General features: G+C 58.4%; 21 protein-coding genes and 1 tRNA gene. 6 read left to right on the top strand and 16 right to left on the bottom strand.

Annotated elements, in window-relative coordinates; all coding sequences use genetic code 11:
- Positions 1 to 196 precede the first annotated feature (196 nt).
- Positions 197 to 1,207, bottom strand: a complete 1,011-nt coding sequence (locus E2L05_RS14265) for a zinc-binding alcohol dehydrogenase family protein (RefSeq protein ID WP_133343578.1) — start codon at positions 1,205 to 1,207, stop codon at positions 197 to 199.
- Between the two features lie 106 nt (positions 1,208 to 1,313).
- Between E2L05_RS14265 and E2L05_RS14260 the strand changes: the two genes are divergently transcribed.
- Positions 1,314 to 2,249, top strand: a complete 936-nt coding sequence (locus E2L05_RS14260) for a LysR family transcriptional regulator (RefSeq protein WP_133343589.1) — start codon at positions 1,314 to 1,316, stop codon at positions 2,247 to 2,249.
- Between the two features lie 341 nt (positions 2,250 to 2,590).
- Here the strand turns inward: E2L05_RS14260 and E2L05_RS14255 are convergent, their stop codons facing one another.
- On the bottom strand, positions 2,591 to 3,475 hold the full coding sequence (locus E2L05_RS14255) for a 5'-methylthioadenosine/S-adenosylhomocysteine nucleosidase (protein ID WP_133343577.1): 885 nt from the start codon (positions 3,473 to 3,475) through the stop codon (positions 2,591 to 2,593).
- Positions 3,476 to 3,647: 172 nt separating this feature from the next.
- Here E2L05_RS14255 and E2L05_RS14250 point away from each other — a divergent pair.
- A tRNA-Val gene (locus tag E2L05_RS14250) sits at positions 3,648 to 3,723 on the top strand.
- A gap of 565 nt (positions 3,724 to 4,288) precedes the next feature.
- Here the strand turns inward: E2L05_RS14250 and hemA are convergent.
- The 14 genes from hemA to bchF form a co-directional block, all read right to left on the bottom strand.
- Positions 4,289 to 5,503: a 5-aminolevulinate synthase gene (hemA, locus tag E2L05_RS14245; RefSeq protein ID WP_133343576.1), complete on the bottom strand. Its 1,215-nt coding sequence runs from the start codon at positions 5,501 to 5,503 to the stop codon at positions 4,289 to 4,291.
- Positions 5,493 to 6,308, bottom strand: a complete 816-nt coding sequence (gene puhE, locus E2L05_RS14240) for a putative photosynthetic complex assembly protein PuhE (RefSeq protein WP_133343588.1) — start codon at positions 6,306 to 6,308, stop codon at positions 5,493 to 5,495. The genes hemA and puhE overlap by 11 nt, the downstream gene beginning before the upstream one ends.
- A gap of 1 nt (position 6,309) precedes the next feature.
- Positions 6,310 to 7,425: a magnesium-protoporphyrin IX monomethyl ester (oxidative) cyclase gene (gene acsF, locus E2L05_RS14235; RefSeq protein WP_133343575.1), complete on the bottom strand. Its 1,116-nt coding sequence runs from the start codon at positions 7,423 to 7,425 to the stop codon at positions 6,310 to 6,312.
- Positions 7,422 to 7,718 (bottom strand): hypothetical protein, encoded by a 297-nt coding sequence (locus E2L05_RS14230; RefSeq protein WP_133343574.1) that lies wholly within the window; start codon positions 7,716 to 7,718, stop codon positions 7,422 to 7,424. Before E2L05_RS14230 ends, acsF begins: the two co-directional genes overlap by 4 nt.
- Before the next feature lie 24 nt (positions 7,719 to 7,742).
- A complete protein-coding gene (gene puhC, locus E2L05_RS14225) occupies positions 7,743 to 8,207 on the bottom strand; it encodes a photosynthetic complex assembly protein PuhC (protein WP_133343573.1) in 465 nt (154 codons plus the stop codon).
- 11 nt (positions 8,208 to 8,218) lie between these two features.
- Entirely contained in the window at positions 8,219 to 8,854 is a 636-nt protein-coding gene (puhB, locus tag E2L05_RS14220; protein WP_133343572.1) for a photosynthetic complex putative assembly protein PuhB, read from the bottom strand.
- A 12-nt stretch (positions 8,855 to 8,866) separates the two neighbouring features.
- On the bottom strand, positions 8,867 to 9,634 hold the full coding sequence (gene puhA / locus E2L05_RS14215) for a photosynthetic reaction center subunit H (RefSeq protein ID WP_133343571.1): 768 nt from the start codon (positions 9,632 to 9,634) through the stop codon (positions 8,867 to 8,869).
- A gap of 30 nt (positions 9,635 to 9,664) precedes the next feature.
- Complete coding sequence (locus E2L05_RS14210; protein ID WP_133343570.1) at positions 9,665 to 11,104, bottom strand: PucC family protein; 1,440 nt, start codon at positions 11,102 to 11,104, stop codon at positions 9,665 to 9,667.
- Positions 11,101 to 11,775 (bottom strand): magnesium protoporphyrin IX methyltransferase, encoded by a 675-nt coding sequence (gene bchM, locus E2L05_RS14205; protein WP_133343569.1) that lies wholly within the window; start codon positions 11,773 to 11,775, stop codon positions 11,101 to 11,103. Before bchM ends, E2L05_RS14210 begins: the two co-directional genes overlap by 4 nt.
- Complete coding sequence (bchL, locus tag E2L05_RS14200; protein WP_133343587.1) at positions 11,775 to 12,695, bottom strand: ferredoxin:protochlorophyllide reductase (ATP-dependent) iron-sulfur ATP-binding protein; 921 nt, start codon at positions 12,693 to 12,695, stop codon at positions 11,775 to 11,777. The genes bchM and bchL overlap by 1 nt, the downstream gene beginning before the upstream one ends.
- Positions 12,696 to 12,834: 139 nt before the next feature.
- Complete coding sequence (locus tag E2L05_RS14195; protein WP_133343568.1) at positions 12,835 to 16,410, bottom strand: magnesium chelatase subunit H; 3,576 nt, start codon at positions 16,408 to 16,410, stop codon at positions 12,835 to 12,837.
- Positions 16,400 to 17,980, bottom strand: coding sequence for a ferredoxin:protochlorophyllide reductase (ATP-dependent) subunit B (bchB, locus tag E2L05_RS14190; protein ID WP_133343567.1), 1,581 nt, complete (start codon positions 17,978 to 17,980; stop codon positions 16,400 to 16,402). The genes E2L05_RS14195 and bchB overlap by 11 nt, the downstream gene beginning before the upstream one ends.
- Positions 17,977 to 19,290, bottom strand: coding sequence for a ferredoxin:protochlorophyllide reductase (ATP-dependent) subunit N (locus tag E2L05_RS14185; RefSeq protein ID WP_133343566.1), 1,314 nt, complete (start codon positions 19,288 to 19,290; stop codon positions 17,977 to 17,979). Before E2L05_RS14185 ends, bchB begins: the two co-directional genes overlap by 4 nt.
- Positions 19,287 to 19,775 (bottom strand): 2-vinyl bacteriochlorophyllide hydratase, encoded by a 489-nt coding sequence (gene bchF / locus E2L05_RS14180; protein ID WP_133343565.1) that lies wholly within the window; start codon positions 19,773 to 19,775, stop codon positions 19,287 to 19,289. Before bchF ends, E2L05_RS14185 begins: the two co-directional genes overlap by 4 nt.
- Before the next feature lie 285 nt (positions 19,776 to 20,060).
- Between bchF and E2L05_RS14175 the strand changes: the two genes are divergently transcribed.
- From E2L05_RS14175 to E2L05_RS14160, 4 genes are all read left to right on the top strand, one after another.
- Entirely contained in the window at positions 20,061 to 20,843 is a 783-nt protein-coding gene (locus E2L05_RS14175) for a cobalamin B12-binding domain-containing protein (protein WP_164686227.1), read from the top strand.
- Between the two features lie 18 nt (positions 20,844 to 20,861).
- Positions 20,862 to 22,301: a transcriptional regulator PpsR gene (ppsR, locus tag E2L05_RS14170; protein ID WP_133343563.1), complete on the top strand. Its 1,440-nt coding sequence runs from the start codon at positions 20,862 to 20,864 to the stop codon at positions 22,299 to 22,301.
- Between the two features lie 95 nt (positions 22,302 to 22,396).
- A complete protein-coding gene (gene chlG / locus E2L05_RS14165; RefSeq protein WP_133343562.1) occupies positions 22,397 to 23,305 on the top strand; it encodes a chlorophyll synthase ChlG in 909 nt (302 codons plus the stop codon).
- On the top strand, positions 23,302 to 24,384 hold a 1,083-nt coding region (locus E2L05_RS14160), incomplete at its 3' end, for a BCD family MFS transporter (RefSeq protein ID WP_133343561.1). The genes chlG and E2L05_RS14160, both read left to right, overlap by 4 nt.

Here is a 24,384-nt window from a genome sequence, read left to right as displayed (position 1 = left end):
CGAACTTGGGATACGCCCTGCAAGATCGGGTGATGTTCCACCTGTTCGTAGGTTGCGGTGTGCGCGGTGGATCGTCCGCCACGTATTGCAACGCGTTGATCTATTGATCGAAAGTAATCCGGGAACCAGTTGTCGCTTGTCCGGGTCATGCCGATCGCTGAAGAGTAGGGCCCAGGCATTTCCCCTTCTTGCAAGCTCAACTGGACAGGCCGGGAAGGACCTGCTTACCGATTACACGCCCGCTTTCTTGCAGCTTGTGTGCTTGGCTCAGCGTTTCCACGGTCAGCACATCGGCACATTTTGTGATTGTGGATTGAAGCGTTCCTGCGTCGATCATTTGCGATACACGGTTGAGCACATCGCGCTGCACAGCGATATCGCCCGTTTGGAACATCGATCGGGTGAACATGAACTCCCACGAGATCGTTAGAGCTTTGGGTTTGGCAGGTGCGATGTTGAGTGACTTGGGGTCATCAATCAGGGCAATGTGCCCACGCGGCGCGATGAGTTCAACGATTGCGGGCCAATGTTGGTCGGTTCCTGTCAGGGCCGCGACATAGGTCGGTGTCTGGCCCAACTGTTTGACTTGGGCAGCCAGATCATCGCGATGATTGATCACCAAATCGGCCCCCATCTTGCGAACCCAATCTTCGGTTTCCGGGCGCGATGCCGTTGCAATGACAGTCAGTTTGGTCAGCGTCTTTGCCAGTTGGATCAGGATCGAGCCAACCCCACCAGCACCGCCAATTACAAGCAGGCACTGGCCGTCACCGCCATTTTCGGTCAGGCGGAAACTGTCAAACAGCATTTCCCACGCTGTGATCGATGTCAGGGGAAGCCCCGCACTTTCGGAGAAATCCAGTTTGTTGGGTTTTCGGCCAACGATGCGTTCATCAACGGCATGCAATTCTGCATTGGTGCCTGCTCGGGTCACATCGCCTGCGTAAAATACATCATCACCGACAGCATATGTCGATACTTCCGGTCCAACTTCGACAACTGTACCTGCGGCGTCAAATCCTAATATGCCAGAGACATCTTCTGGCGCGCGGGCCTCGCGCAGTTTGACGTCGACAGGGTTGACCGAGATACCCTTGACGGCAACCAACAGATCGTGTGGTCCAACTTTGGGCGACGGTACATCCATCATTTGCAACGCACCGCTGCCATCCACTGGGCCGATATTCTTGTAACCGATCGCTCTCATGTTTTTTTCCTGTGCTTGTGTCAAAGAGCAACCTACAGACTTAGATTGTTAAATAAATGACGTAATTTTGGTTTTAGAATTCCGAATATTGATATAATTTATGGGCATGGATATTGAGGCACTTCGTCTTTTCGTGGCCGCCGCCGAGCGGTTGAATATCACGGCCGCAGGGCGAGAGCTTGGCCTCGCTCCTGCAATGTCCAGCAATCGGTTGGCAAAGCTTGAGAATGAGTTGAGCGTTGAACTGCTCCACCGCACGACACGGAAAGTGTCGCTTAGTCAGGACGGTGCTGCGTTCCTTCCTTATGCCAGAGATATCATTGCACAGGCAGAAGCTGGGCTGGCCGTGTTGGGGAAGGATGCACACAACCCAAGCGGCATCTTGCGATTTGCAGCCCCGAGCAGTTTCGCCCAGCTGCACATCATTCCGTTGTTGCCCGTCTTTCAAAGCCTCTACCCCGATATCACATTGGATCTCAGGCTGTCGGACACACGGTTCGATATTATCGACGGCAGTTTTGACCTTGCCCTGCGCAACGCGCCGTTGAAAGACAGCAGTCTCTTGGGCCGGAAACTGGCAGACGACACGCGCGTGCTCTGCGCCGCGCCGTCTTATCTTGATCAGTTCGGTGTACCGAACTCACCCAAGGATCTGGGCGGTCACCGATTTCTCGCATGGTCTGATATGAGCCCTCGTGAGATCGTGCATCGGGACGGTGAAAATGCACGGCTGATCCCCAAAGAGATGATTACGCGAACTGTGCTGGATGATGGGACGTCCCAACGTCTTGCGACGCTGAGCGGGATGGGTATTTCCATAAACTCTCTATGGAGCGTCGCCCATGACCTCGCCGCTGGCTCACTGGTGCGGGTCCTGCCAGAGTGGGCATTGAACGATCAGTCGGTCCTCTGGCTCATCTATCCCAAATCAAACGTACTCACGCCGAAAGTAAGGTGTTTTATGGATTTTTTGATCAAACAGCTTTCGGAGCAGCAACTTTGGGGAAAATCAATGAAAGATGAGAAACAGATCGCTGGCTAACGCGCGGCGAAGTCCCGCCTTTCCGTGCACGACGCTAACTGTATCTGCGACCCGGTGTTGCACTCGTTCCATCATCAATACATGCGCAAGCCTTGTCAGTGCTGGCGACGTTGGTTCCAAAATAGTCATGGTGGGGGAGTCCGATACAGGACCGCTCTCGCGGTGATTAATTGGGCGCATGGTTTCAGTGTGAACGGTGAAGGTGTCGTGCGTGGTCACGGGTTGCGATGTGCAAAGTTGTGCGGCGAATAGAACAAAGCGCTTTGTGCGCATAGAAGATGTCAGGGGTTAAAGTCACCTCTGCAAACAATTTTTCATACTTCGAATGCGGGGCATGTGCGTCATTCAAGCCGCGCCAAGAACTCCGTGACGACCGTAGCTGCGTTCTGTGCCGCTAGTCCGAAAAACGTTGGCAATTCGTTTGCTTGTTCGCCACCACCGGCCAGGTCTGACAGAGATCTGAACGCGATGAAGGGAACTTGATTGGCATAAGCGACATGAGCCACTGCCGCGCTTTCCATGTCCAGAACCCGTGCGCCGAACGTCTCAAATGCATAAGCACGAAAGGCCGCATTATCGACGAAAGCCGCTCCTGACACTCCGTTGCCACCGATCACCATTTGCGGGGACCGGGACAAGCAGGTGCCAGCCGGATCGCACTTGGCCAGTTCAACTGTACCGGGCAACTCTTGCGCAACACTCAACAGGGCGGCGTCCACAGGAAACCAGAAACGCGTTTCTGGCTCAGCCTGACGGGACGAGGCGACCTGTTGGTTGCGCGCGTACATCATGCCAAAGCCCGGAAACTCGGTGTCCATCCATGGCGGAATGACAAAATCCTCACCACGCGCACGCCCAAAGATGGAATCGAGATATTGCCCCCATTGCGCTGCGACCACCACATCTCCGACTGACAACGACGGGTCTACGCCGCCGGCAATGCCTGAAAAGACGATAGTATCAATATCGAACCGGTCCAGCGCAAGTTGGGTGGTCATCGCGGCATTGACCATTGAGATCCCTGATAAAAACATGACAACCGGTTTTCCGGCCAACGTTCCGGTGATGAACTCAGTGCCGTTGATTGCGGTACTTTCCATATTGGTGACTTGCGATTTCAATAGCTGCCATTCCGGCTGGAACGCGGACATGACGGCGATACGGCTTTCAGCGTGCGAAGAGACGGGCAGGGCGAAAAGGCATAGGCACAAGGCAAGGGGTTTCATTGGTGCTCCTCAGGGTTGTTTCATGAGGTGCTGGAACCGCTGCCGAGTCAATCATCGGCAAGGGCGCCGCCCGTGGGTTTCATGGGGCTGCAAATGAAAATGGCGAAGAATGATAAAAGAGGTGCACAACTGGCTTGCGCCCCGTGAACGCTTTAGGTAGACCGCGCGTCGTGGGTGATTAGCTCAGTTGGTAGAGCGCTTCGTTTACACCGAAGATGTCGGGAGTTCGAGTCTCTCATCACCCACCATTTCCCTTCCTATTGATGACCAAGCTTCTGTTGATTGCCTCCGTAATCGGTGGCTGCGTCTGATTGCATTCAAATTGAGGCTTCGACCGAAAGCTGCTTTGCAAAGGCCATCGCCAAGTCATTGATTGGCGTTTGTGCAGACGCGTTTTGCATCGTTCAGGCAGTCATCTTGAGGGCATACCAGTACAGAGTACAAACGCGTCGCTCCGAGCGTCACGATAGGTTGCTGAACCGAGGCGATAGCGGCGTGACCGACGATGAAGCTCCGCTCGGCCAGCAAACTCTGGAAATCGGCAGTGCCGATGGTGAAGCGATATAATGTCTTGACCGCATCGGCAAAGATATCGCCGGGGCACGAAAACGCTTCGCCGCGCCGTCACCTTTGTCGCCGCGAAGGTCACGATGATCATGGCGGTATGCAATCTGACAAAGCTACTGACGATCGTGGCGGACTGACCATAACAGCCGCCCCCCCCCCCAACGTTTTTAGAAGCGTGGTAAAATACCAAGTTGCAAACGTTAAACGACCGCGCCGCTTGCAGACGCGGTCGTTCTGAGCTGCAGATCAGGCGACGGCGCGTGCGATACCGCATTGTTGCCAAAGCGTGTTCAGGGCACCGACAAGATGATCAATATCCGCATCCGTATGCAGCGGCCCCGGTGTGAAGCGAAGACGCTCGGTCCCTTTGGGAACGGTTGGATAGTTGATTGGCTGCACATAGATCCCGAAATCCTGCATGAGAATATCTGCAATCTGTCGGCACTTAACAGGATCCTTGATCATCACCGGGATGATATGGCTGGGATTGTCGAGATGCGGAATACCCACGGCTTCAAGCCGCGCACGCAGCCGTGCCACTTGCCGCCTTTGACGAGCGCGTTCCATTTGACTGGTTTTCAGATGCGCAATTGATGCGCGTGCCCCGGCTGCCACGGCGGGGGGCAATGCGGTTGTGAAGATGAAGCCTGATGCAAAGGAACGGATAAAGTCGCACAGCGGCGCAGAGCCGGTGATGTACCCGCCCATCACGCCAAACGCCTTGCCAAGCGTGCCTTCGATGAGCGTGATCCGGTCAGAAAGCCCTTCGCGTTCCGAAATGCCGCCGCCGCGCGGCCCGTAAAGGCCAACGGCGTGAACTTCGTCGAGATATGTCATCGCTCCGTGTTTCTCGGCAACTTCGACGATCTCTTGCATTGGGCAAATGTCACCATCCATGGAATAGACGCTTTCAAACGCAACGATGGGCGTGGACCCTTCCGGCAGGGCCGAAAGCTTGCGATCAAGGTCTTCCGGGTCGTTATGTTTCCAAAGCTGCTTGTCGGCACGCGAATGGCGAATGCCTTCGATCATCGACGCGTGGTTAAGTGCATCAGACAAGATCACAGCATTTGGAAGGCGTGCGCCAAGGGTGGACAGGGCCGCCCAGTTGGAAACATAGCCCGACGTGAACAGCAGCGCCGCGTCCTTGCCATGTAGATCGGCCAGCTCCGCCTCAAGCAGGCAATGCTCGTGGGTGGTGCCGGAAATGTTGCGCGTACCTCCGGCGCCGGCGCCGGTTTGATCGATGGCGGTTTTCATCGCGTCGCGCACGTCCGGATGCTGGCCCATGCCCAGATAGTCGTTGGAACACCACACGGTCACTTCGTCGGGACTGGCCCCGTCATGGCACGCCGCGCGGGGGAAGTCGCCGCAGCGCCGCTCCAGTTCTGCGAACACGCGGTAGTTCCCTTCTTCTTTCAGGGCGTCCAGTTGATTGTTGAACAGAGTGTCATAGTCCATGGGCGTCCTCCGGCCTCAAGTCTTTTTGTTTGGGTTCCGGGGCGGGAAGCATCCAGCGCCAGAGTTTTTCGTCGGGCAATGGCAGAACCATGAGCCAGTGTTCAAGCAGCGCCAGTAATGTCAGTGCTGCCAGCAGGGCAAACCCAACCGAAGCAGCCGGACCGGGAACGCTGTAAAGTCGTTCCAGCCAACATGCAGCAGCAAAGCTGAGCGCGGTGATGGACAACGGAAAAAGCCAGTTCAGGCGTGCATTGCGAAAATGGCTGGGCAGATGTGACAATGCTCCTGGCAGGAATTCAGTGTTGATCTTGGGTACGCCCAGGAACAAGTTCAGTTTGGCCGAGATGCGCGCAAAGAACAGCACGACAAAGGTCCAAAGTCCCGTTGTGTTTTCGGCGTCATGGCCTGTCCAGATCAGCGATACCAGCGCCGTGACCAAGAGAACTTCGTGATGTGCAATGGTCCCCCAGGCGCGCACGAACCGTTCCCATTCCGGCACAATTGCGGGGCAGGGATGCACATTGGGTCCGGTGATCATCCCCGTCAAAAAGGCAAGTTCGATCCATCCCCAAATCGCCAATGCTGCGAGGAACCCGCCATAAACGCCGCCGAGCCCGGTTTGGTCCAGCGTGACGGAATAGCCCCAGATGCCAAGACCAAGCACCGGCAGCCCAGCAAGCGCGCACCAAAATCGCGCGCGCCGCCCGTGCCGGTCAGACCACTTCACGGCCGCCAAGATCGCCCCGGTGGAGAACCACCAGACGAACAGGGCAACGAGTGCCGCGATCCAAGGATTGGCCAGCATATCAGTATGCAGGCTCAAGCCGGGGTGACGCTGGAACGGCGTTTGGAACTGACGGTATCGTGTAGAGCGATACAAAGGCAAACGCCGCTCGCGCCGATCCCCATGTCTTCGTCATCCAGCCGGAGATCCCACCGCGCGCCTTGCCTGCGGCGATATCCAGATTGGCATCCTGCAAACGCTTGAGACCGCGTGCCCAACGGGTGTGGTCGATGTCCAGCGTGATCGGAAAGATCTGCTTTGTCAGTTGCGACGTCTTGGTGAATACCGCGTGGCCGTACCAGTCTGTATCCACCCCAAGCGCGGTATGAAACGCGGGGCGCTGATGGTCGCGCACATGCATCGTGGAATAGACCGCCGTCAGGAAGAACTTGATCCACCATACGTTGACGCCCGAAGTCAGCTTGGGGTCGGTCTTCATCAGCAGCGCAAAGGCTTCGCCATGGCTGAACTCATCGTTGCACCATTCCTCGAACCATTTGAAGATCGGGTGAAAGCGATGCTCCGGGTGTTCCTGAAGATGGCGGAAGATCGTGATATAGCGGGCATATCCAATCTTTTCTGACAGATAGGTCGCATAGTAGATGAATTTAGGCCGGAAGTAGGTGTACTTCTTCTTCTGCGTCAAGAAACCGAGGTTTACCGCCACCCCGGCTTCGCGCAGAGCGTCGTTGATAAATCCGGCATGGCGCGCCTCATCGCGGGCCATCAGCTGGAAAAGTTGCGTGATGTCCTTGTTTGAGCCGCGTCGCTTCATTTCCTTATACAGAACGCAGCCTGAAAACTCGGCGGTGCAGGACGAAATCAGAAAGTCGATGAATTCTTTGCGTAAAACCGGGTCCATCCCATCCCAGTCGACGGTGTCCCAATCTGCGTTCTTCTTGAAATGCCCCTTATTCGGGTCACTGACCATCTGCGCGATCAGCTTATCCCAGTCCTCGCGCACGGAAGACACGTCGATCGCGTCCAGTTCGTCGAAATCGGTGGTGTAAAAGCGCGGTGTTAGCAATGTGTCCTGCATGGCGACGGCGGTGGCCGCTTCGCTGTCAAACTTCGCCTGCTGTTCCTGAATTGCGATGCTTTCTTCGGCGGTGACGGCATCTGCTGTGTGCATGTTCATAGTGTCACCTCGTCGCTGAAGGAAAATTCGCAAAGTTCCATCACCTCGAAGTCGCCTGTGAGGCGGGTCCAGAGGCGTTCGAGTTTGCTGGCACGAAAGATCGTGGCCTCGCGCTGTTCGCTGACGATTTCGCCAAACGGGGCCATGATCTCCGGTCCGTGCACTTTCACTTCGTCGCCTGGGTAAATGACGGCGCCGTTGTCAAAACGGACATGCGCGTGCAGGCTTTCGAATTTGTGGCTGATCTCGACCGTGCAGGGTGCGCGTTCAACCTCTTTTGTCAGTAGTCCCATGGGGTTCCCTCCCGATGCGTGGCGTCAGTCCAGAAGCCTGGCGAAGGTTCTGGCATTGCCCGCGCCAAACCCCATCAGGTCGGCGCGCCAATTGGTTGAAGGATCGTAAAGCGACAACCGGCCATTGGTGCCGCGCACCAGCGTGACCGGGCCGTCGCTTGCGACCCCGAATTTCGCGCGTTCGCGCTGTAGCACACGCCAGATCCCGGCAACAAAGCCGCCCTCTTCCGAGGAGAGATCGGCTATCACTGTGCCGTCTTGGGCGCTGACGGTGGCCGCCCCGCCCATCGTTCCGTCCAGATAAAGTACCCGTTCCTGTGCAGCTGGAACGGTCGGCGGTGTCGCGACAAGAGGACGATCCAGCAGCGTGTGTGCCGTGACCATAGTCAGACACAGCAGCACCATCCCGAACATCGTCTTGACCAGAAAGGTCGGGACCTTGGCATCGTCCATCGTGGTGCGTTGCTGGTTTTCAGGTGAAAAGGCCATCAAAGCTGTTCCTATTCTGCGGCCAAGGTTGCCGGACTGGCAGGGCGACGTGTCACTTCGGGCACGGCGATCTGCGCCTCTGCGGCTTCGGCCAACATACGCGCGACTTTGCCAGCTTCGGGAATGCAACGCAGGGCTGGTTCCGGGCGGCTCAGGTGCCACGGGCGTACATGCGGCCAACACACGAGATAGCCGACAGGCATCCCACCTGTTGGGGTCAGGGCGATTGTGCCGGTACCGTTACGGCGCGCATCAAGGTCGATGCTCGCGATCTTGGTATACGGAATGTTGAGCGTCACGGTGAGGGCCGCGCCGATCCGCATCGCCACACGCCGATTGGTAATTGTGTATACCGTGGCGCGGGCCTGGACCCAGCCGATAACTGCCAGGATCAGGCATACGAGCGCGCCAAGAAACAAGAAGGGTACCGATGCCGCGACTGCCTGGCCCAACGGCATTAGGTCGACGACAGCGACAAACCGCCAAACGGCAAGAACGCAGAAGTATCCGGCCACCCAGCCGAGGTTCAGTGAGTCGCGGGTCAGCGCCCAAGCATCGGGGCGGCCCTGCCAAAGGACGTGTTCACCTTCTGGCGGTTCCTCTGGCAGGCCCTTGATAGGCTCGAATGCGAAATCGTCATGCGACATCGGTCTCTCCGATCACAGTTGTGGTTCAAGCCGTGCGTCGGAAGCATAGAGTTTGCCGCCGCCGTAATAGGCCGAGATCTTGTCTTCTTCGAGGAGCGTCACCTGACGCGGCGAGGCTGTTTTGGGAACGGCTGCGAAGTGCGTGCCGAATATCGCGTGGATGCGGACAACTTCGGACGTGATCTTGGCGAAGGTCATCGGGACAAGTCGCTTGCCGCCGCCATGATCCTTGTCCAACTCAATCTCAAGATAGCGGACCATCTGCTCGGGCTCGTCCACCCACATGTCACTGATCGTGCCAACGATCTCGCCGTCGCCAGCCTGGACTTTCATGCCGCGCGGATCACGCCCAGCCGAGACTGCGAATTGCTCTGATGCGGCCATCGGAATGATCTTTGGGTGGCCGTGCCCATCCAACTCGGGTGCATCGCGGCGCGCACACCACGCGGCCGGGCCCACACCATCCACTAACGGATCACCGGTCGGCTCGAACGGGAAACCATCGCTGTTGTGGCTGCGCTTCAGCGCCAACTCGCCGCGCGGGTCGGGTTTGCCATCCGGAACGGTGACTTCGCCGCGGCCGTGGGGCAGCTTGAAGGTTTTTGGTTCCGGGACCGGCAGGCCCAAATGCGGGTTCGGCGTGCCGTCATCGTTTTCAAGTGGAAAGCCTTCGCGCATGTTCTCACGCTGAATGTAGATCACAAGGCCGACAAAGAAGGCCGTGAACAGCCAAAGGGCGATGCTGGCGATGTCGAGATTTCCGGTGATGTAGTAGTCCATGGTCGGGGTCCTCCCAGTGGGCCTCTTGGTTCAGGTTGGAAAATCAGCAAGCCCGATCGGGGCGCTGCCATTGTTTTGAAGTCGGGACGGAATTGGCGCGTGGCGCACAAGCGGGCCCAGCACGACAAGGGTTACGAACAAAAGTGCGATTTCAAAGTGATAGACGACCGAATACCCGGTGGTCGCGCTTTGCAGGGCGGTGCCAAGATCGCCCGACAGTGCCATTGCGTTCACCCAGTCGCGCAGGCCGCCACCCATCGCGATGCCAAGGCCTGCGGCTGTTGCTTGCGCTGCGCCCCATGCACCAAGCGCCAAACCACGGCCGGCCGCTCCGGTCTCGGGCATCGTCATGGCTGTAGTCAGAGTGGAGACCGCGAAATACCCGGCACCAAGGCCGATCAGGCCCGCGCCCGTAAAGAACAGGGCCACAGAGCCAAGGGGGTCGGCGAATATCACGGCGCAGAATGCGAGGATGCCGACAAGAATACCGGTCGCCGCCATTCGGTAGGGGTTCGCTCGCACACGAAGCCTGCGCGCCGCGATTGCAAATCCGACCAGCGCGCCGCCCGCCCACATCGTCGTGAGCAACGTCGTGGACGAGACAGACAAGCCCAGAACTTCGCCGCCATAGGGTTCAAGCAGAACGTCTTGCATGCTGAAGCCCATAGTCCCCAGAAAGACGACAACAAGAAGCCGTCCAGCAGCACCGCCGCTCATGTAATCGTTCCACGCATCCCGAAACCTGGGCCGGGGGGCTTCCCGTTCGGCTTTGGACATCGGGCGTACACGCTCCTGACGCCATAAGGCGATCAGGTTCAGGATAATGCCTGCCGCGGCTGCCCCTTGCACAACACGAACCAGCCGCAGCGAGGAAAAGTCAGTCAGTAACCAGCCAATGACAACTGCCGAAACAGCCATGCCGACAAGGAACATGACATAGAGAAGCGCCACAACCTGCGGCCGAGTTTCTTCACTCGCGCGGTCAGAGGCGAGTGCAAGTCCGGCGGTCTGTGTCATGTGCAATCCAAGGCCGGTCATCAAGAAGGCCAGTGCGGCAAGAACTTCCCCTGCCCAATCCGGGCCGAGTGTCTGATCGCCGGACAAGACGATCAAAGCGAAGGGCATAACGGCCAAGCCGCCCATTTGCCAAAGCGACCCGAACCAAAGGTACGGAATGCGCTTCCATCCAATTGCCGAGCGGTAGGTGTCTGACCGAAACCCAAGCAGGGCCCGAAACGGCGCGATCAGGACTGGCAAGGCGATCATGATCGCGACGACCATTGCCGGCACAGTCAACTCGACGATCATAACGCGGTTGAGAGTGCCCAGAAGCATCACCGATGCCATGCCAACCGACACCTGAAACAGTGACAGGCGCAGCAACTGGCTCAGTGGCAAACCATCGCTGGCCGCATCCGAGAACGGAAGCATACGGGTCGCGAAAGAGCGTTTGGGCGCAGGCGCTGTCATGGACGAACCTCCAGCGCATGGCTGATGTAAAAGCCTGAATGCACCCGTCCAAGATCGCGCACCTCGGCTGGGAGGGCGGAGAGCATTGACGCAAGCTTTTCGGGGCAATGCGGGACCATAACGGGGGCCCGGTCTGACCTTGGAAACAGTTTTCCGGCCCGCCACATCGCCATCAAAAGTGTTGTGCGCGGTGCAACCGTGAACGCAATGCTTTGCATCACGCGCGGCACAAGGCGACCCAACTCTTCGGCAATTGTGGTGTCGGTGTAGTAAATCAGACTGTCCATGGCGACGACATGGTCGAAATGCCCATGCGCCGGATCAAGCATGTCTCCACTGGCAAAGCTGACGCGGGGGCGCAAGTGATCGGGCAGGCGGGTCTTGGCAATGTCGATCAGTGATGGCGAGATATCCACCGCAACCACATCGGCCCCGCGCGCGGCGAGTTCCGCCGTCATCTGGCCCGCACCACAGCCCGCATCCAGAACACGTGCCCCTGTCAAATCAGCAGGCAAGGAGCCAAGCAACATTGCCCGCATTTCATCGCGCCCGGCCCGCACCGTGGCCCGGATGCGTGAAACTGGCGCGTCCGACGTCAGGCGTGCCCAAGTCTGCGTAGCCGTACGGTCAAAGTAGTCTTCGACGCGTGTCAGGGTGCGGTTATAGGTCATCAATCAAACCCAAGCAGTTCAAAGATTTCACGGTCTGGCAGGGGGGCCGGAGCTTGGGTTTCGGTGCTGTTGTAAAGCGCTTCGGCCAAACGGATATATTCTGCGCGGCATTGTACGATGTCTTCCTCATCCGGCATTTCGAACAGGGTCTTCTTCTTCAACCGCGAGCGGCGCAGGGCGTCGACATCCGGCATATGGCCGATCCGTTTGAACCCGACGCGGTCGCAGTAGCGATCAACCTCGTCCGTGTCGCGGCTGCGGTTCGCGATGCACCCGGCCAGCCGAACCTTGTAGTTGTTGGATTTGGCCTGCACCGCTGCAATGATGCGGTTCATGGCATAAATGCTGTCAAAATCGTTGGCGGTGACGATCACGGCCTTGTCGGCGTGCTGCAGCGGGGCAGCGAAACCGCCACACACCACGTCGCCCAGAACGTCGAAGATCACGACATCGGTGTCTTCCAGCATGTGGTGCTGCTTAAGCAGTTTCACGGTTTGACCCACGACATAGCCGCCGCACCCTGTGCCAGCCGGCGGGCCGCCTGCTTCCACACATTTCACACCGCCCCAGCCTTCGAACACGAAATCTTCGGGGCGCAGTTCTTCGGCGTGAAAATCGACGTCTTTCAAGATGTCGATGACCGTCGGAACAAGGCTTCCGGTCAAGGTGAAGGTGCTGTCATGCTTGGGGTCGCATCCGATTTGCAAAACCCGTTTGCCGAGTTTCGCAAAAGCGGCGGACAGGTTTGAGCTGGTTGTGGATTTCCCGATCCCGCCCTTGCCATACACCGAAAACACTTTTGCGCCGTCGATACGCAAGGAGTCGTCCTGATGCACCTGAACCGATCCCTCGCCGTCGCGGCCTTTCAGAACCGGCGGGGCAGAAACGCGCCGCGCCTCAAGCCCGGCGGCTTCGCGCATATTCGCCAATGAAGCGGGCGGTTGCTTGCTGTCCAGTGGGCTCATGAAAGCCTCCCAATTTCTTGTGTGCCCCGGACATCGCCGGATGTTTCCGTGCGCCGGGTTTGGCTTTGTTCGTGGTGCGGGTGGTGGTCGAAGGTCATTCTGCTGCCACACCTTCTAGTCTGTCTTCCAATGCGTCAGCGGCATCTTGCAGTGCCGCGAGCGTCGCGTCGTCTGGCTGCCAATATGCACGTTCATGTGCTTCGAGCAGGCGGTTCGCCATCCGAGACGATGCAGCGGGATTCAATTCCGCCATCCGTTTGCGCATGGCCTCGTCGAGAACGAAGGTCTCTGAAATGCGCTGATACACCCACGGCTCAACTTGGCCTGTGGTTGCCGACCACCCCATCGTGTTGGTGACAGTGCTTTCGATCTGCCGAACGCCCTCTGCGCCATGGGTAAGAAGCGCTTCGAAGAATTTCGGGTTCAATGCCCGCGACCGGGTTTCCAGTGCGATCTGGTCTGCAAGAGTGCGAACCTTTCCCGCTCCCCGCGTCTGATCGCTGATATAGACCGCTGCCTCTTGGCCGCCGCGCGCGCGCTTTACGGCGCGGCTGATGCCGCCGAGCGTGTCGAAATAGTGATCGACCGTGGTGACGCCAAGCTCGACGCTTTCAAGGTTCTGATAGGCCAGATCCACGTCCTTCAGGGCGCGTTGTAGCAGAGCGGTGTTCTGGCTGGCTTTGCCGTTTACGCCATAGGCGAAAGACTTGCGCGCCTCATAGGCGTCGGCCAACTCGTCCTCGTCGCCGAAGGCAGAACTGTCCACCAACTGGTTCACGTTCGATCCATAAGCGCCTTCGGCGTTTGAAAAGACCCGCAGCGCGGCGGTTTCCAGATCGACACCCATCTTGGCGGCGTAATCCAGCGCGTGGGCGCGGATGTAGTTCATCTCAATTGGTTCGTCTGCGGCCTGCGCAGCCTTGAGCGCGGCTTCGGCGAGCAACTTTGTCTGAAGCGGTAGCAGGTCGCGGAAAATTCCAGATAGCGTCACGATGACGTCGATGCGTGGTCGTCCCAATTCTTCAAGCGGGATCAAGTCTGCACCGCTGAGGCGCCCGAACGCATCAAAGCGTGGACGTGCCCCAATAAGGGCGAGTGCTTGGCCGATTGGTCCGCCATCTGATTTGATGTTGTCGGACCCCCATAGCACAAGCGCGACGGTGCGCGGCACTGTTGGGTGTGCCTCAAGCAAAAGCTGTGCCTGGCGAGCGCCATCGCGGCAGGCGAATTCAGTCGGCATCCGGAACGGATCAAAGGCGTGGATGTTGCGACCGGTCGGGACAATGTCGGGTGAGCGGATCAAATCGCCGCCGGGCACGGGGGCGGTGAACCGACCTTCAAGCGCGCGAAGCAGGGCGGGGATTTCGTGATCTTCGCGCAGCGCTGCATCGACACGAGCACGGACAGCGTCATCTGCATCGCCGAGGCGAGCCACATGGTCAGCTCGCGCGACATCGCTGATCGGGGCACCGACAATGTGCAGGCCCTCGGGGATCAACGCATCTTCTGTTTCCAGCAGGGCAAGCCACAGCTTGTCAGGGTCTGTTTCGCGCATATCCACTGCGGCGGCTTGTTCAACGATCAATGCGGCAAGGTCTGCGCGCTCTGGCGCATCCGGGACCAACGCGCGCCAGCGGCTCAAGCTGTCCTTGAGGTCGGCCAATCCGCGATACAGGCCCGACTGTGCCAAAGGCGGTGTCAGGTGCGTGATCGTGACGGCCCCTGAGCGTCGCTTCGCCAACGTCGCTTCGGAAGGATTGTTGGCCGCATAGAGGTAGATATTTGGCAACGGCCCGATCAGCCGGTCCGGCCAGCAAGCCGCACTTGGACCGGCTTGTTTGCCGGGCATGAATTCCAGAGCGCCGTGCATGCCGAAATGCAAAACCGCATCGGCGCGAAACGTGTTGCGCAGCCACAAGTAAAAGGTGGCAAAGGCGTGGGTCGGGGCAAAGCCACGTTCGAACAAAAGGCGCATCGGATCGCCTTCGTATCCGAAGGCAGGTTGCAGGCCCACGAACACATTTCCAAATTGTGCTCCTAATACAAACACGCCGCGTCCGTCAGATTGCACACGGCCGGGGGCGGAGCCCCAAGCTTGCTCTATTTCGTCCAGCCAAGGCGTGTCGCGGACCATTTGGTCGGCGGGCACATGAGCCGCCACATTGGCTTCCTGGCCGAACGTTGCAGCCGATCCTTCAAGAACCGCGCGCCGCAGGTCTTCTACGGTATCGGGCGGGGTCAGGTCATACCCATCTGCCTTGAGCGCGTGCAGCGTGTTGTGCAGCGAGCGGAACACGTCAAGATATGCGGCCGTGCCCGCAGCCCCGGCATTGGGCGGAAAGCCGAACAAGACAATCGCCAACTTGCGCTGCGATGCTTGTGAGCGGCGCAAGGCGGCTTGTTTGGCGACCCGCGCAGTCAGCACTTCGATCCGTTCCGGGCAGGGTGCCATTTCCCGGTCGTGACCGGCACGGGTGCAGGCATGTGCGCACCCGTTGCAGCCGTCGGCGCCGTGGCGACCTGCGAACACCGTGGGTGTCGTGGCGCCGTCCAGTTCAGGCAGCGCAATCAGCATGGTTGTCTCAATGGGACCCAGCCCGCCTGGGGATGCTGCCCATTGGCCAAGTGTCTGGAATTCGAGCGGGTGCGCCGCGATATAGGGGACATCCAGAGATTTGAGTGTCGCGACTGCACTGTCATTGTCGTTGTAGGCGGGGCCGCCAACGAGTGAAAATCCGGTGAGCGAAAGCAAAGCGTCAATCTTAACGCCTGTTTCGATGCGAAAGTATTCTTCAATGGCGGGGCGGGCATCGAGGCCGCCTGCAAAAGCGGGGATCACCCGAATGTTGCGTGCCTCCAGGCTGCGGATCACGGCTGAATAATGTGCGGTATCCGATGACAGCACATAAGAGCGCATCATCAGCAACCCAACCGTCGCCACAGGCTTGCGCGGCGCAGGCAGGTCGGCGGGGTCGGTGGTGATCCTGCCGGGCAAATCAGGGTGGTAGAGGCCAACATCTGGGTAGTCGAGCGGCGCAGGTGCCGCCGCCCCGCGCCACGCTGTTTCGCGCGAATACCTTGAGACGAGGAACCGAACCATCGCTTCGATATTGTCGTCAGACGAGCCGAGCCAGTATTGCATGCACAAAAACCAAGCGCGCAGGTCCTGACTTTTGCCGGGAATGAACTTGAGGATGCGGGGCAGACGGCGCAGCATCCGCATCTTTTTTTCGCCATTCTCGGCCGACGGTTTGGACGAACCGCGCAGACGCTTGAGCATCTTTGACATCCCCGAGGGCGGGGATTGCATGTCCAAGGTTCCCATGCGGGTCAGGCGGACGATCTTGGCGTCTGCAATGATACCTACCATTGCGTCACAGCGTTGGCGCCGCGCAGTCAGATCGGGCAAGATTGCCTCGATATGCTCTTCGAGAAAAATCAAGTTGCACACGATGATGTCGGCCTCGGCGATCGCCAATTTGGCCCGCATCAGCGCATCGGGGCATTCGCCCCATTCCGCAGCCGCATGCACGCTGAGCGACAGGCCCGGAAAATCAGCACTAAGCCGATTTTGTACCCGCGCGCAGGGCCCTGCCGCATGAGCGTCGAGCGTGAGGATCACCACCCTGTAGCCCGGAAGCGGGCCGGAGATCATCGCATCATCGCGCATAATGGGCCTTCGCTTCGTAAAGCGTGTCGACGCTGATCTCTTGCAAGCCTTGATCGGCAGCGAATTTTTCGGTGTTCCGACGCGCTTTGCCGCGCACGAAGAAGGGGATCTTCTTCAGTTCACGCTCGGCGCACGCGAGCCAAGTCACCACATCACTGCCGGTGCCGGTGCCGGTGCCGGTGCCTGTGACGGGGGCCGCGTCTGCGCCGGGCATCGAGCCCGTCTCATCCGCCGCATCGCTTTGTGCGCTACGAGGCACCGACTTGCCGCCGTGGTGACTGGCCCCCGCTGCATCGTGGAATTCGAAGTCGTCCCGGAACATGTGGAGAAGGTGTTCTTCCAGACCCATGACGAGCGGATGAACCCAGGTATCGAAAATGACATTTGCGCCTTCGATGCCCATTTGCGGTGAGTAGCGCGCCGGGAAATCTTGGACATGTACAGGCGCAGAGATGACAGCGCAGGGAATGCCAAGCCGTTTGCCGATATGGCGTTCCATTTGTGTGCCAAGGATCATCTCGGGCGCGAGGGCTTCTATGCGTTCTTCGACTTCGAGGTAATCGTCGGTGATGAGCGCATCGACGCCAAACTCTTTCGCGGTCGCGCGGATGTCGCGGGCGGTTTCTCGGTTGTAGCAACCAAGTCCCACCACTTCGAAGCCCATCTCGTCACGGGCGATGCGAGCTGCGGCTTTCACGTGTGTTCCATCGCCGAACACGAAAACCCGCTTTCCGGTGAGATAGGTGCTGTCGACGCTGGCCGAGTACCAGGGCAACCGAAGACGGGTTTCATCTAGCTGGGCCGGGATGTTCAGAAACTGCGCCAGCTCGGCGACGAAATCACGGGTGGCGCCAACGCCGATTGGCACGGTTTTGGTAAAGGGCAGTCCCAGTTCCCGCTCCATCCAGCGACACGCGCTTTCACCGGTTTCCGGGTACATCAGGACGTTGGCGTGCGCCGCGCCAAGGCGCGCAATGTCAGTTGGATTTGCGCCCATCGGTGCCGTGACGTTAACGGCAATGCCCATGTCCAAAAGCAATCCGGTTAATTCCGTTATGTCGTCGCGGTGGCGAAATCCAAGGGCGGTAGCCCCAATCAGATTCACGGATGGGCGAGGTGTCTTTTCACAAGGGCGGGCCAGCGCGCGTGTGATCTGGAAGAATGTCTCGTCCGCGCCAAAATTCTCTTTGCGCTGGTAGCTTGGCAGTTCGAGTGGAATCACAGGGACAGGCAGATCCATCGTCTCAGCCATGCCGCCGGGGTCATCTTGAATAAGCTCAGCGGTGCACGAGGCCCCAACGATCAGAGCTTGGGGTTTGAACCGATCATAGGCTTCACGGCACGCTGTCTTGAAGAGGTCGGCAGTGTCAGAACCGAGATCCCGCGCTTGAAAAGTCGTGTAAGTGACGGGTGGGCGGTGGTCGCGCCGTTCGATCATTGTAAACAGCAGATCCGCGTAGGTGTCGCCCTGCGGCGCGTGCAATACGAAATGCAAGTCAGTCATCGCTGTTGCGACCCGCATTGCGCCCACATGAGGCGGCCCTTCATATGTCCATACCGCAAGTTTCATCGGCGTGCCTCTGCCCGAGCGGCGGGAGGTTGGGCCGCATCCAGTTTGAGAAGACTGCGGCGGCGGATCGGGCGTGAAAACAGCCCCGCCAGGTCACCTGCTTGTTCGTAGAAATGGACCGGTGTGAATACCAACTCGATCGCCCATTTGGTTGTCAGGCCAGCCGCTTCGAGTGGGTTCGCAAGGCCAAGCCCACATACTGTGAGGTCGGGCCGGGCTGCATGGCAGCGGTGCAATTGTAGATCGACGTCCTGGCCTTCTGAAAAGACCGGCCCTTGAACCATCATGTCCATATCGGGTGCCATCAGATCGCGGTGCAAATAAGGCGTGCCGACTTCAATCGCTGTCATGCCGCACTCGCGCGTGAGAAAGCGAGCCAGCGGGATTTCCAATTGGCTGTCAGGAAAAAAGAAAACCGATTTTCCTGTGAGGAATTCAGCAGCTTGAGCAACCGCTTTTCGTGCCCGTGCGCGCGGGGCGGCTGTGACTTGATCGAACAGATCTGATGCCACGCCAAATTCGCTGGCGATGGCGCGAAGCCACGCTGTTGTGCCTTCTTCGCCGAAGGGAAAGGGGGCGGCGATGTGTTTTGCGCCGCGCCGTTCAAGTGCAGCGTGCGTGTCGCCGAGAAAGGGCTGAGTGAGCGCGAAAACCGTGTTTGGGCCAACTCCCAATTCGTCTTGTTTGCGGGGCGCGGGAAGGACACGAATGGGGCCGATGCCCATCGCCTCTAAAAGGCCAACGGCTTGCTGTTCGACGACGTCTGGCAAAGCCCCCACAAGAAGCAGTTCTCTGGCCTGTGTTTGTGGCAGCACCGGGACCATGGCGGCAAGGCAGGCATCTTCGCCCTGAGTAAAAGTGGTTTCGATGCCAGAGCCGGAATAGTTTATCACGCGAACCTGTGGTGCGTGGCGAACCGTCATCCGTTCAGCGGCCTTGGCGAGATCAAGCTTGATCACTTCGGACGGGCACGAGCCGACAAGAAACAACTGCTTGATATCCGGGCGGCGCGCCAACAGACGGTCGACTTCCCGGTCCAACTCGTCTTGCGCATCGGCCATCCCGGCCAGATCCGTTTCTTCAAGAATGGCGGTGCCGAAACGGGGCTCTGCAAAAATCATGACGCCCGCAGCGCTTTGCAACAGATGAGCGCAGGTGCGGCTGCCGACCACGAGGAAAAAGGCGTCCTGCATCTTGCGGTGCAGCCAGATGATTCCGGTCAGACCGCAGAACACCTCGCGCTGGCCACGTTCACGCAAAACGGGAACGTCCCGACAGCCTGTGGCGGGAAGGGGCGCTAGATCGTTCATTGCGTCACCGCCGCATCAAGACGAGCAGCCCGCAATTTAAGAAGGAACTGACCAGCGTTGATGACATAGGCTGCATAGGCTGCCAGAGCGAGCCACATCAGCGGTTGCGGCGATAGCGCGCCACTGAAAAGAGCGATGACATAAGCGGTGTGCAGCGCAATCACGCCGAAGCTGAAAACGTCTTCCCAGAAGAAGGCGGGAGCAAAAAGATACTGCCCAAAGACTGCCTTTTCCCAAATCGCTCCTGTGATCATAATGAGGTACAAAAACAACGTCTTCAGCAGCACAGATGATGTTGCGATTTGGTACCCTGCGCCGGTCGCCATGTACCGAAGAACAAGCGCAAGAGACACAAGAAACACCAAGAACTGAAGCGGCGCCAGAATGCCCTGAATGAGGGTCCATGCCGATTCATCGCGCCGGGCGCGCTGCGCTGAATTGTACAGCGGCTCTTTGCGTTTGGCATGTTTTGCCTTTGGCGGCATAGGGGCGACTCCGCGTTCATTGTGCTGCGAGAACCTTGGGGGTCGAGGGGCATTGTGTCAACTATAACTTACACTAATGGGGTGCGGGCATGTGGCCTGCAGCAGGTTGGGCGCGCGGGAGCTGTGTGTAAGAGTCTGATGTTATGAAGAAAATGAAATAGAAGAGAGAATATTCTCAAAATGTGTCCAATGGCTTTGACATTATTTGAAGCTTGCGCAACACTTTGGGTGTCAGGTTTTGGCGCGTCGGAGGAGGCGCTGCATGCCCCTGATAAGGAGGTATGCGTGCTCAAATTGCGCCCGATGTCAGAGCAAACTCGCCAATCACCGAAAATCGCTGCTGCGGTTGTCGCGTCTCATGTCCTTGCCTCTCTAAAAGGTCGGCCGGGGTCACGCCCGCGCCGAACTGCGATCCGGCCCTGCGAGACGCTGCTCACCACTCTCATTGATGCGAGCTTAGGATCCCATTTTGATAGCCGAGCAACGGTCGCTGCGATGTGCGAGCGGGACGTGTCAATCAACGACATCGCAGATTTCTATGTGCCGACAGCGGCACGGCGGCTTGGCCGAGCGTGGATTGAGAATGACATCAGCTTCGCTCAGGTGACTGTCGCGAGCGGGCGTTTGCAGGAAATGCTCGGTGCACTTGTCAGAGCGAATGACTTTGTATCGCTTGACGAACGGGCTGCGCCAAATGTTCTGGTGGTGAGTCTGGAAGGGGACCATCATACCATCGGTTGGAAACTTGTGGCCGTGCAGTTGCGTAGGTTAGGGGCATGTGCGCATGCAGTCTTGGACATAAAGCCCCATGACGCAGCGGACACAATCCAACAAGCTTCCTACGATCTGGTACTTGTGTCGTCGTCTCGACCAAGTGTATTGGAACAAATAGATGAATTAACGGCTGTTCTTCATGATAGGATGGTCGACGTACCACCTATTGTCTTGGGCGGGATCGTTGTAGACCTGCTTGAAGATCCGCCCGACCGCACCGATATTGTTGCGGTTACAAATTGTTTGGAGACCGCGCTGTCGATGAGGAAACGAAAGTCGACGGCCGGTCTTTAACCGGAAAGTGACGCTGAAATGAAAGCTGCCGGTATCAGAAACGGGACCACGCCCGGGGCAGCCGATTGGGGTGGTTTGTCCACAATCGAACCGAAATCCCTTGGTGGTATTGTTGCCGCTGCCTCTGACATAACGATCCTGATAGATGCTGCTGGCGTTGTGTCGGCGTTAATGATCAACGATTCCAGCAGGGATTTGGGGAATCTCGATCACTGGGTTGGGCGGTCGATCCGCGATTTCCTCACAAGCGAGAGTATTCCAAAGTTTGACGCGGCTGTTGAGCAGCTTGAGGCTTTCCACGGCCATTCCAAGGCGGTGGAGTTGAACCATAGCGACAACGCTGTGTGGGATTTTCCAATCCAGTACACGTTTCATCCCATCGAGAGCGATGGCGGTGTCTTGATGATGGGGCGTGATCTTCGCCCGATCGCCGAGACGCAGCGCCAGTTGGTTCAGGCGCAAATCGCATTGGAACGCGGGTACGAAGCGCAGCGGGAATTTGACTCGCGATATCGCTTGCTCTTGGCGACAGTGACGGATGCAATTGTTCTCGTGTCGCTAGGCGATGGCCGGGTGAGTGATCTTAATGACAACGCTGCGGACCTGTTGGATCAGGCTCGCAAGGACGTGGTCGGAACCGTGTTCGCGTCGCATTTTGAGAATGTTCGCCGCAGCGAGATGGAAACAAAGCTTGTCAATTCGGCTTTGTCAGAAGGGTCAGACCCTATATTGATGCCCACCGCGCGAAGCGGCCAGGTGCTGCGTATTGCGTCAAGCGTGTTTCGGGTCGGCAGCGACCGGGTCGTGATTTGCCGTTTGGTTCCACACGAAGATACCCCGCGTATGGAAAGCGGGGGCATGGGCGCTTTGCTTGAGTCGCTGTTCGCCAAGGCGGTGGAAGGCGTGCTCTTCACCGACACGCGCGGTGCCGTGCGCAATGCCAATGACCGCTTCCTGTCCATGGTGGACGCGGCGCATCTTCCTGCTCTCAAGGGCCGGAATTTGGTGGAATTTCTGGCGCGCGGCCAGGTCGATCTGGGCGTGATCTTGGATAATGTCATGAGCAGCGGGCAGGTTCGGCTTTATGCGACGGAACTGATCAGCGATTTTGGTTCTAAGATCCCGGTTGAGATTTCGGCAACGCTGTTGGGCGAAGGGCGTGATGCGCATATCGCGTTCGTTTTCCGGGATAGCGGCCGGATGGACGCCCTGCGCTTGCCAACGGCTGAGGGCGAGAACACGGCACAGCAGAATATACTTGAATTGGTTGGATCAGCGTCGCTCAAGGAAATCGTGGCCGAAACCAATGACGTGATTGAAAAGCTGTGTATCGAAACCGCGATCAAGCTGACCAACAATAACCGCGTTGCAGCAGCAGAGATGCTCGGGATGTCACGGCAAAGCCTTTACGTGAAATTGCGCAAATACGACTTTCTTAAGAAGGGCGAGGAAGACTAGGGAGTCCGCGCGTGTAAGTAAAAGATTACACTTTTGCACGGTCAAATCCACGGTTTTGCTTGCCTCAAAGCGCACTGTCAGAATAGTCTGACAGTATGAGTATTGCAGACACCCTCTTTCAACGCCGCTGGCCGGACCCTGTCGCAGCACTTGCGATGATACGTCCGATAACGTGGTTCCCCCCCATGTGGGCCTATCTGTGCGGCGTGGTGTCGTCTGGTGTCGCGCCGGGCAGCGCGTGGGGAATGGTTCTGCTTGGCGTGGTTCTTGCGGGGCCGCTGGTTTGCGGCATGAGCCAAGCGGCAAATGATTGGTGCGACCGCGACGTCGATGCCATCAACGAGCCGGATCGCCCAATTCCATCAGGGCGCATTCCCGGTCGCTGGGGGTTATGGATTGCTCTGGCGATGACGGTTCTGTCGTTGGGGGTTGGTTGGCAGCTTGGCCCGTGGGGCTTTGGCGCGACCTGCCTCGGCGTTGTGGCGGCTTGGGCTTATTCTGCGGAACCTGTGCGTTTGAAAAAATCGGGATGGTGGGGGCCGGGTCTGGTTGGGCTCTGCTACGAGGGGTTGCCGTGGTTTACAGGGGCTGCCGTGCTGTCTGTTGGCGCTCCGGCTCTGCCTGTTCTTGTGTTGGCGCTTTTGTATTCCATTGGCGCACATGGGATCATGACTTTGAATGATTTCAAAGCTCTAGAGGGGGATCGTCAGACCGGGGTGAATTCTCTTCCGGTGACGCTTGGTCCAGAGCGCGCGGCCCGGCTTGCCTGCTGGGTGATGGGATTGCCACAAGTTCTGGTCATCGGGGCCTTGCTGCACTGGGACAAGCCGCTGCACGCGGCGGGCGTCACGCTGGTGCTGCTGGCCCAAGTCGCAGCGATGCGGGTGCTGTTGCGCGATCCGCGCGCCAAGGCCCCTTGGTACAACGGAACCGGCGTTCTTCTCTACATAACAGGCATGATGATTGCAGCCTTTGCTGTGCGCAGCATTGGGGTCACGCCATGACGCTGGGATGGCTTTCGATTTTCCGGCTTGGTTTGGTGCAGATGGCGCTGGGGGCCGTTGTGGTGCTGTGCACCTCCACACTCAATCGTTTGATGGTTGTTGAGCTGGCGCTTCCGGCGTTGTTACCAGGCCTTTTGGTCGCACTCCATTACGGGATTCAGATCAGCCGCCCGAAATGGGGCTTTATGTCTGATACAGGCGGCCATCGTACCCGGTGGATCCTTCGCGGCATGGCGCTACTGGTTCTTGGCGGGCTGCTTGCTGCGGGCGGTGTGGTCCTTTTGGAAAGCAACTTTTTCGCTGGCCTTGCGGTGTCTGTTTTTGCCTACGCTTTGATAGGGCTGGGCGTGGGGGCTTCTGGAACATCGCTTCTGGCGCTGTTGGCCACCGCCACAGCACCGCGCAGGCGCGCTGCCGCGGCCACAGTGACATGGCTGATGATGATCTTCGGGATCGCGCTGACGGCTGGCGGGGTGGGCGCAGCGCTTGATCCGTACACGCCGATGCGGCTGCTCAGCATCGTCGCTTGTGTCATGGCAGGGGCTTTTTGCCTGACGGTCCTCGCAGTTTGGGGGATTGAGGCCCGTCTCGCGCCGTCAAAACCCGAAGCAGACCCGATACCCTTCCGGGTTGGGCTTCGAGAAGTTTGGGGTGAACCCCGTGCGCGCAATTTCACCGTCTTCGTGTTCTTGTCCATGACGGCCTATTTCATGCAGGAATTGATTCTCGAACCCTATGCTGGACTGGTGTTTGGCTTCACGCCGGGCCAATCCACAACTCTGAGCGGGGCGCAAAACGGCGGCGTTCTGCTGGGTATGCTGTGTGTCGGTATCGCAGCAACAGGCCTGAAAATCGGAAGCCTGCGCGGGTGGATCGTCACCGGCTGTATCGGGTCAGCAGGCAGTCTTTGCACCATCACCTTTCTGGGACAAATCGCGCCGGTGGTGCCGTTGACAGCCGCTGTTGTTGCATTGGGCCTGTTCAATGGGATTTTCGCTGTCGCGGCGATTGGCTCGATGATGGCACTGGCCGGGCAGGGGCGGCGCGCCCGCGAAGGCACGCGCATGGGCCTGTGGGGC

Source organism: Meridianimarinicoccus aquatilis (genome assembly GCF_004358675.1).
Lineage (GTDB): Bacteria > Pseudomonadota > Alphaproteobacteria > Rhodobacterales > Rhodobacteraceae > Meridianimarinicoccus > Meridianimarinicoccus aquatilis.
This window is presented reverse-complemented; position numbering and strand designations above follow the sequence as displayed.

Bases quoted from the DNA above. Each gene is read 5' to 3' on its own strand.
- E2L05_RS14265 (WP_133343578.1), bottom strand. From the start codon at position 1,207: ATGAGAGCGATCGGTTACAAGAATATCGGCCCAGTGGATGGCAGCGGT.
- E2L05_RS14260 (WP_133343589.1), top strand. From the start codon at position 1,314: ATGGATATTGAGGCACTTCGTCTTTTCGTGGCCGCCGCCGAGCGGTTG.
- E2L05_RS14255 (WP_133343577.1), bottom strand. From the start codon at position 3,475: ATGAAACCCCTTGCCTTGTGCCTATGCCTTTTCGCCCTGCCCGTCTCT.
- hemA (WP_133343576.1), bottom strand. From the start codon at position 5,503: ATGGACTATGACACTCTGTTCAACAATCAACTGGACGCCCTGAAAGAA.
- puhE (WP_133343588.1), bottom strand. From the start codon at position 6,308: ATGCTGGCCAATCCTTGGATCGCGGCACTCGTTGCCCTGTTCGTCTGG.
- acsF (WP_133343575.1), bottom strand. From the start codon at position 7,425: ATGAACATGCACACAGCAGATGCCGTCACCGCCGAAGAAAGCATCGCA.
- E2L05_RS14230 (WP_133343574.1), bottom strand. From the start codon at position 7,718: ATGGGACTACTGACAAAAGAGGTTGAACGCGCACCCTGCACGGTCGAG.
- puhC (WP_133343573.1), bottom strand. From the start codon at position 8,207: ATGGCCTTTTCACCTGAAAACCAGCAACGCACCACGATGGACGATGCC.
- puhB (WP_133343572.1), bottom strand. From the start codon at position 8,854: ATGTCGCATGACGATTTCGCATTCGAGCCTATCAAGGGCCTGCCAGAG.
- puhA (WP_133343571.1), bottom strand. From the start codon at position 9,634: ATGGACTACTACATCACCGGAAATCTCGACATCGCCAGCATCGCCCTT.
- E2L05_RS14210 (WP_133343570.1), bottom strand. From the start codon at position 11,104: ATGACAGCGCCTGCGCCCAAACGCTCTTTCGCGACCCGTATGCTTCCG.
- bchM (WP_133343569.1), bottom strand. From the start codon at position 11,775: ATGACCTATAACCGCACCCTGACACGCGTCGAAGACTACTTTGACCGT.
- bchL (WP_133343587.1), bottom strand. From the start codon at position 12,695: ATGCGCGAAGCCGCCGGGCTTGAGGCGCGGCGCGTTTCTGCCCCGCCG.
- E2L05_RS14195 (WP_133343568.1), bottom strand. From the start codon at position 16,410: ATGCGCGATGATGCGATGATCTCCGGCCCGCTTCCGGGCTACAGGGTG.
- bchB (WP_133343567.1), bottom strand. From the start codon at position 17,980: ATGAAACTTGCGGTATGGACATATGAAGGGCCGCCTCATGTGGGCGCA.
- E2L05_RS14185 (WP_133343566.1), bottom strand. From the start codon at position 19,290: ATGAACGATCTAGCGCCCCTTCCCGCCACAGGCTGTCGGGACGTTCCC.
- bchF (WP_133343565.1), bottom strand. From the start codon at position 19,775: ATGCCGCCAAAGGCAAAACATGCCAAACGCAAAGAGCCGCTGTACAAT.
- ppsR (WP_133343563.1), top strand. From the start codon at position 20,862: ATGAAAGCTGCCGGTATCAGAAACGGGACCACGCCCGGGGCAGCCGAT.
- chlG (WP_133343562.1), top strand. From the start codon at position 22,397: ATGAGTATTGCAGACACCCTCTTTCAACGCCGCTGGCCGGACCCTGTC.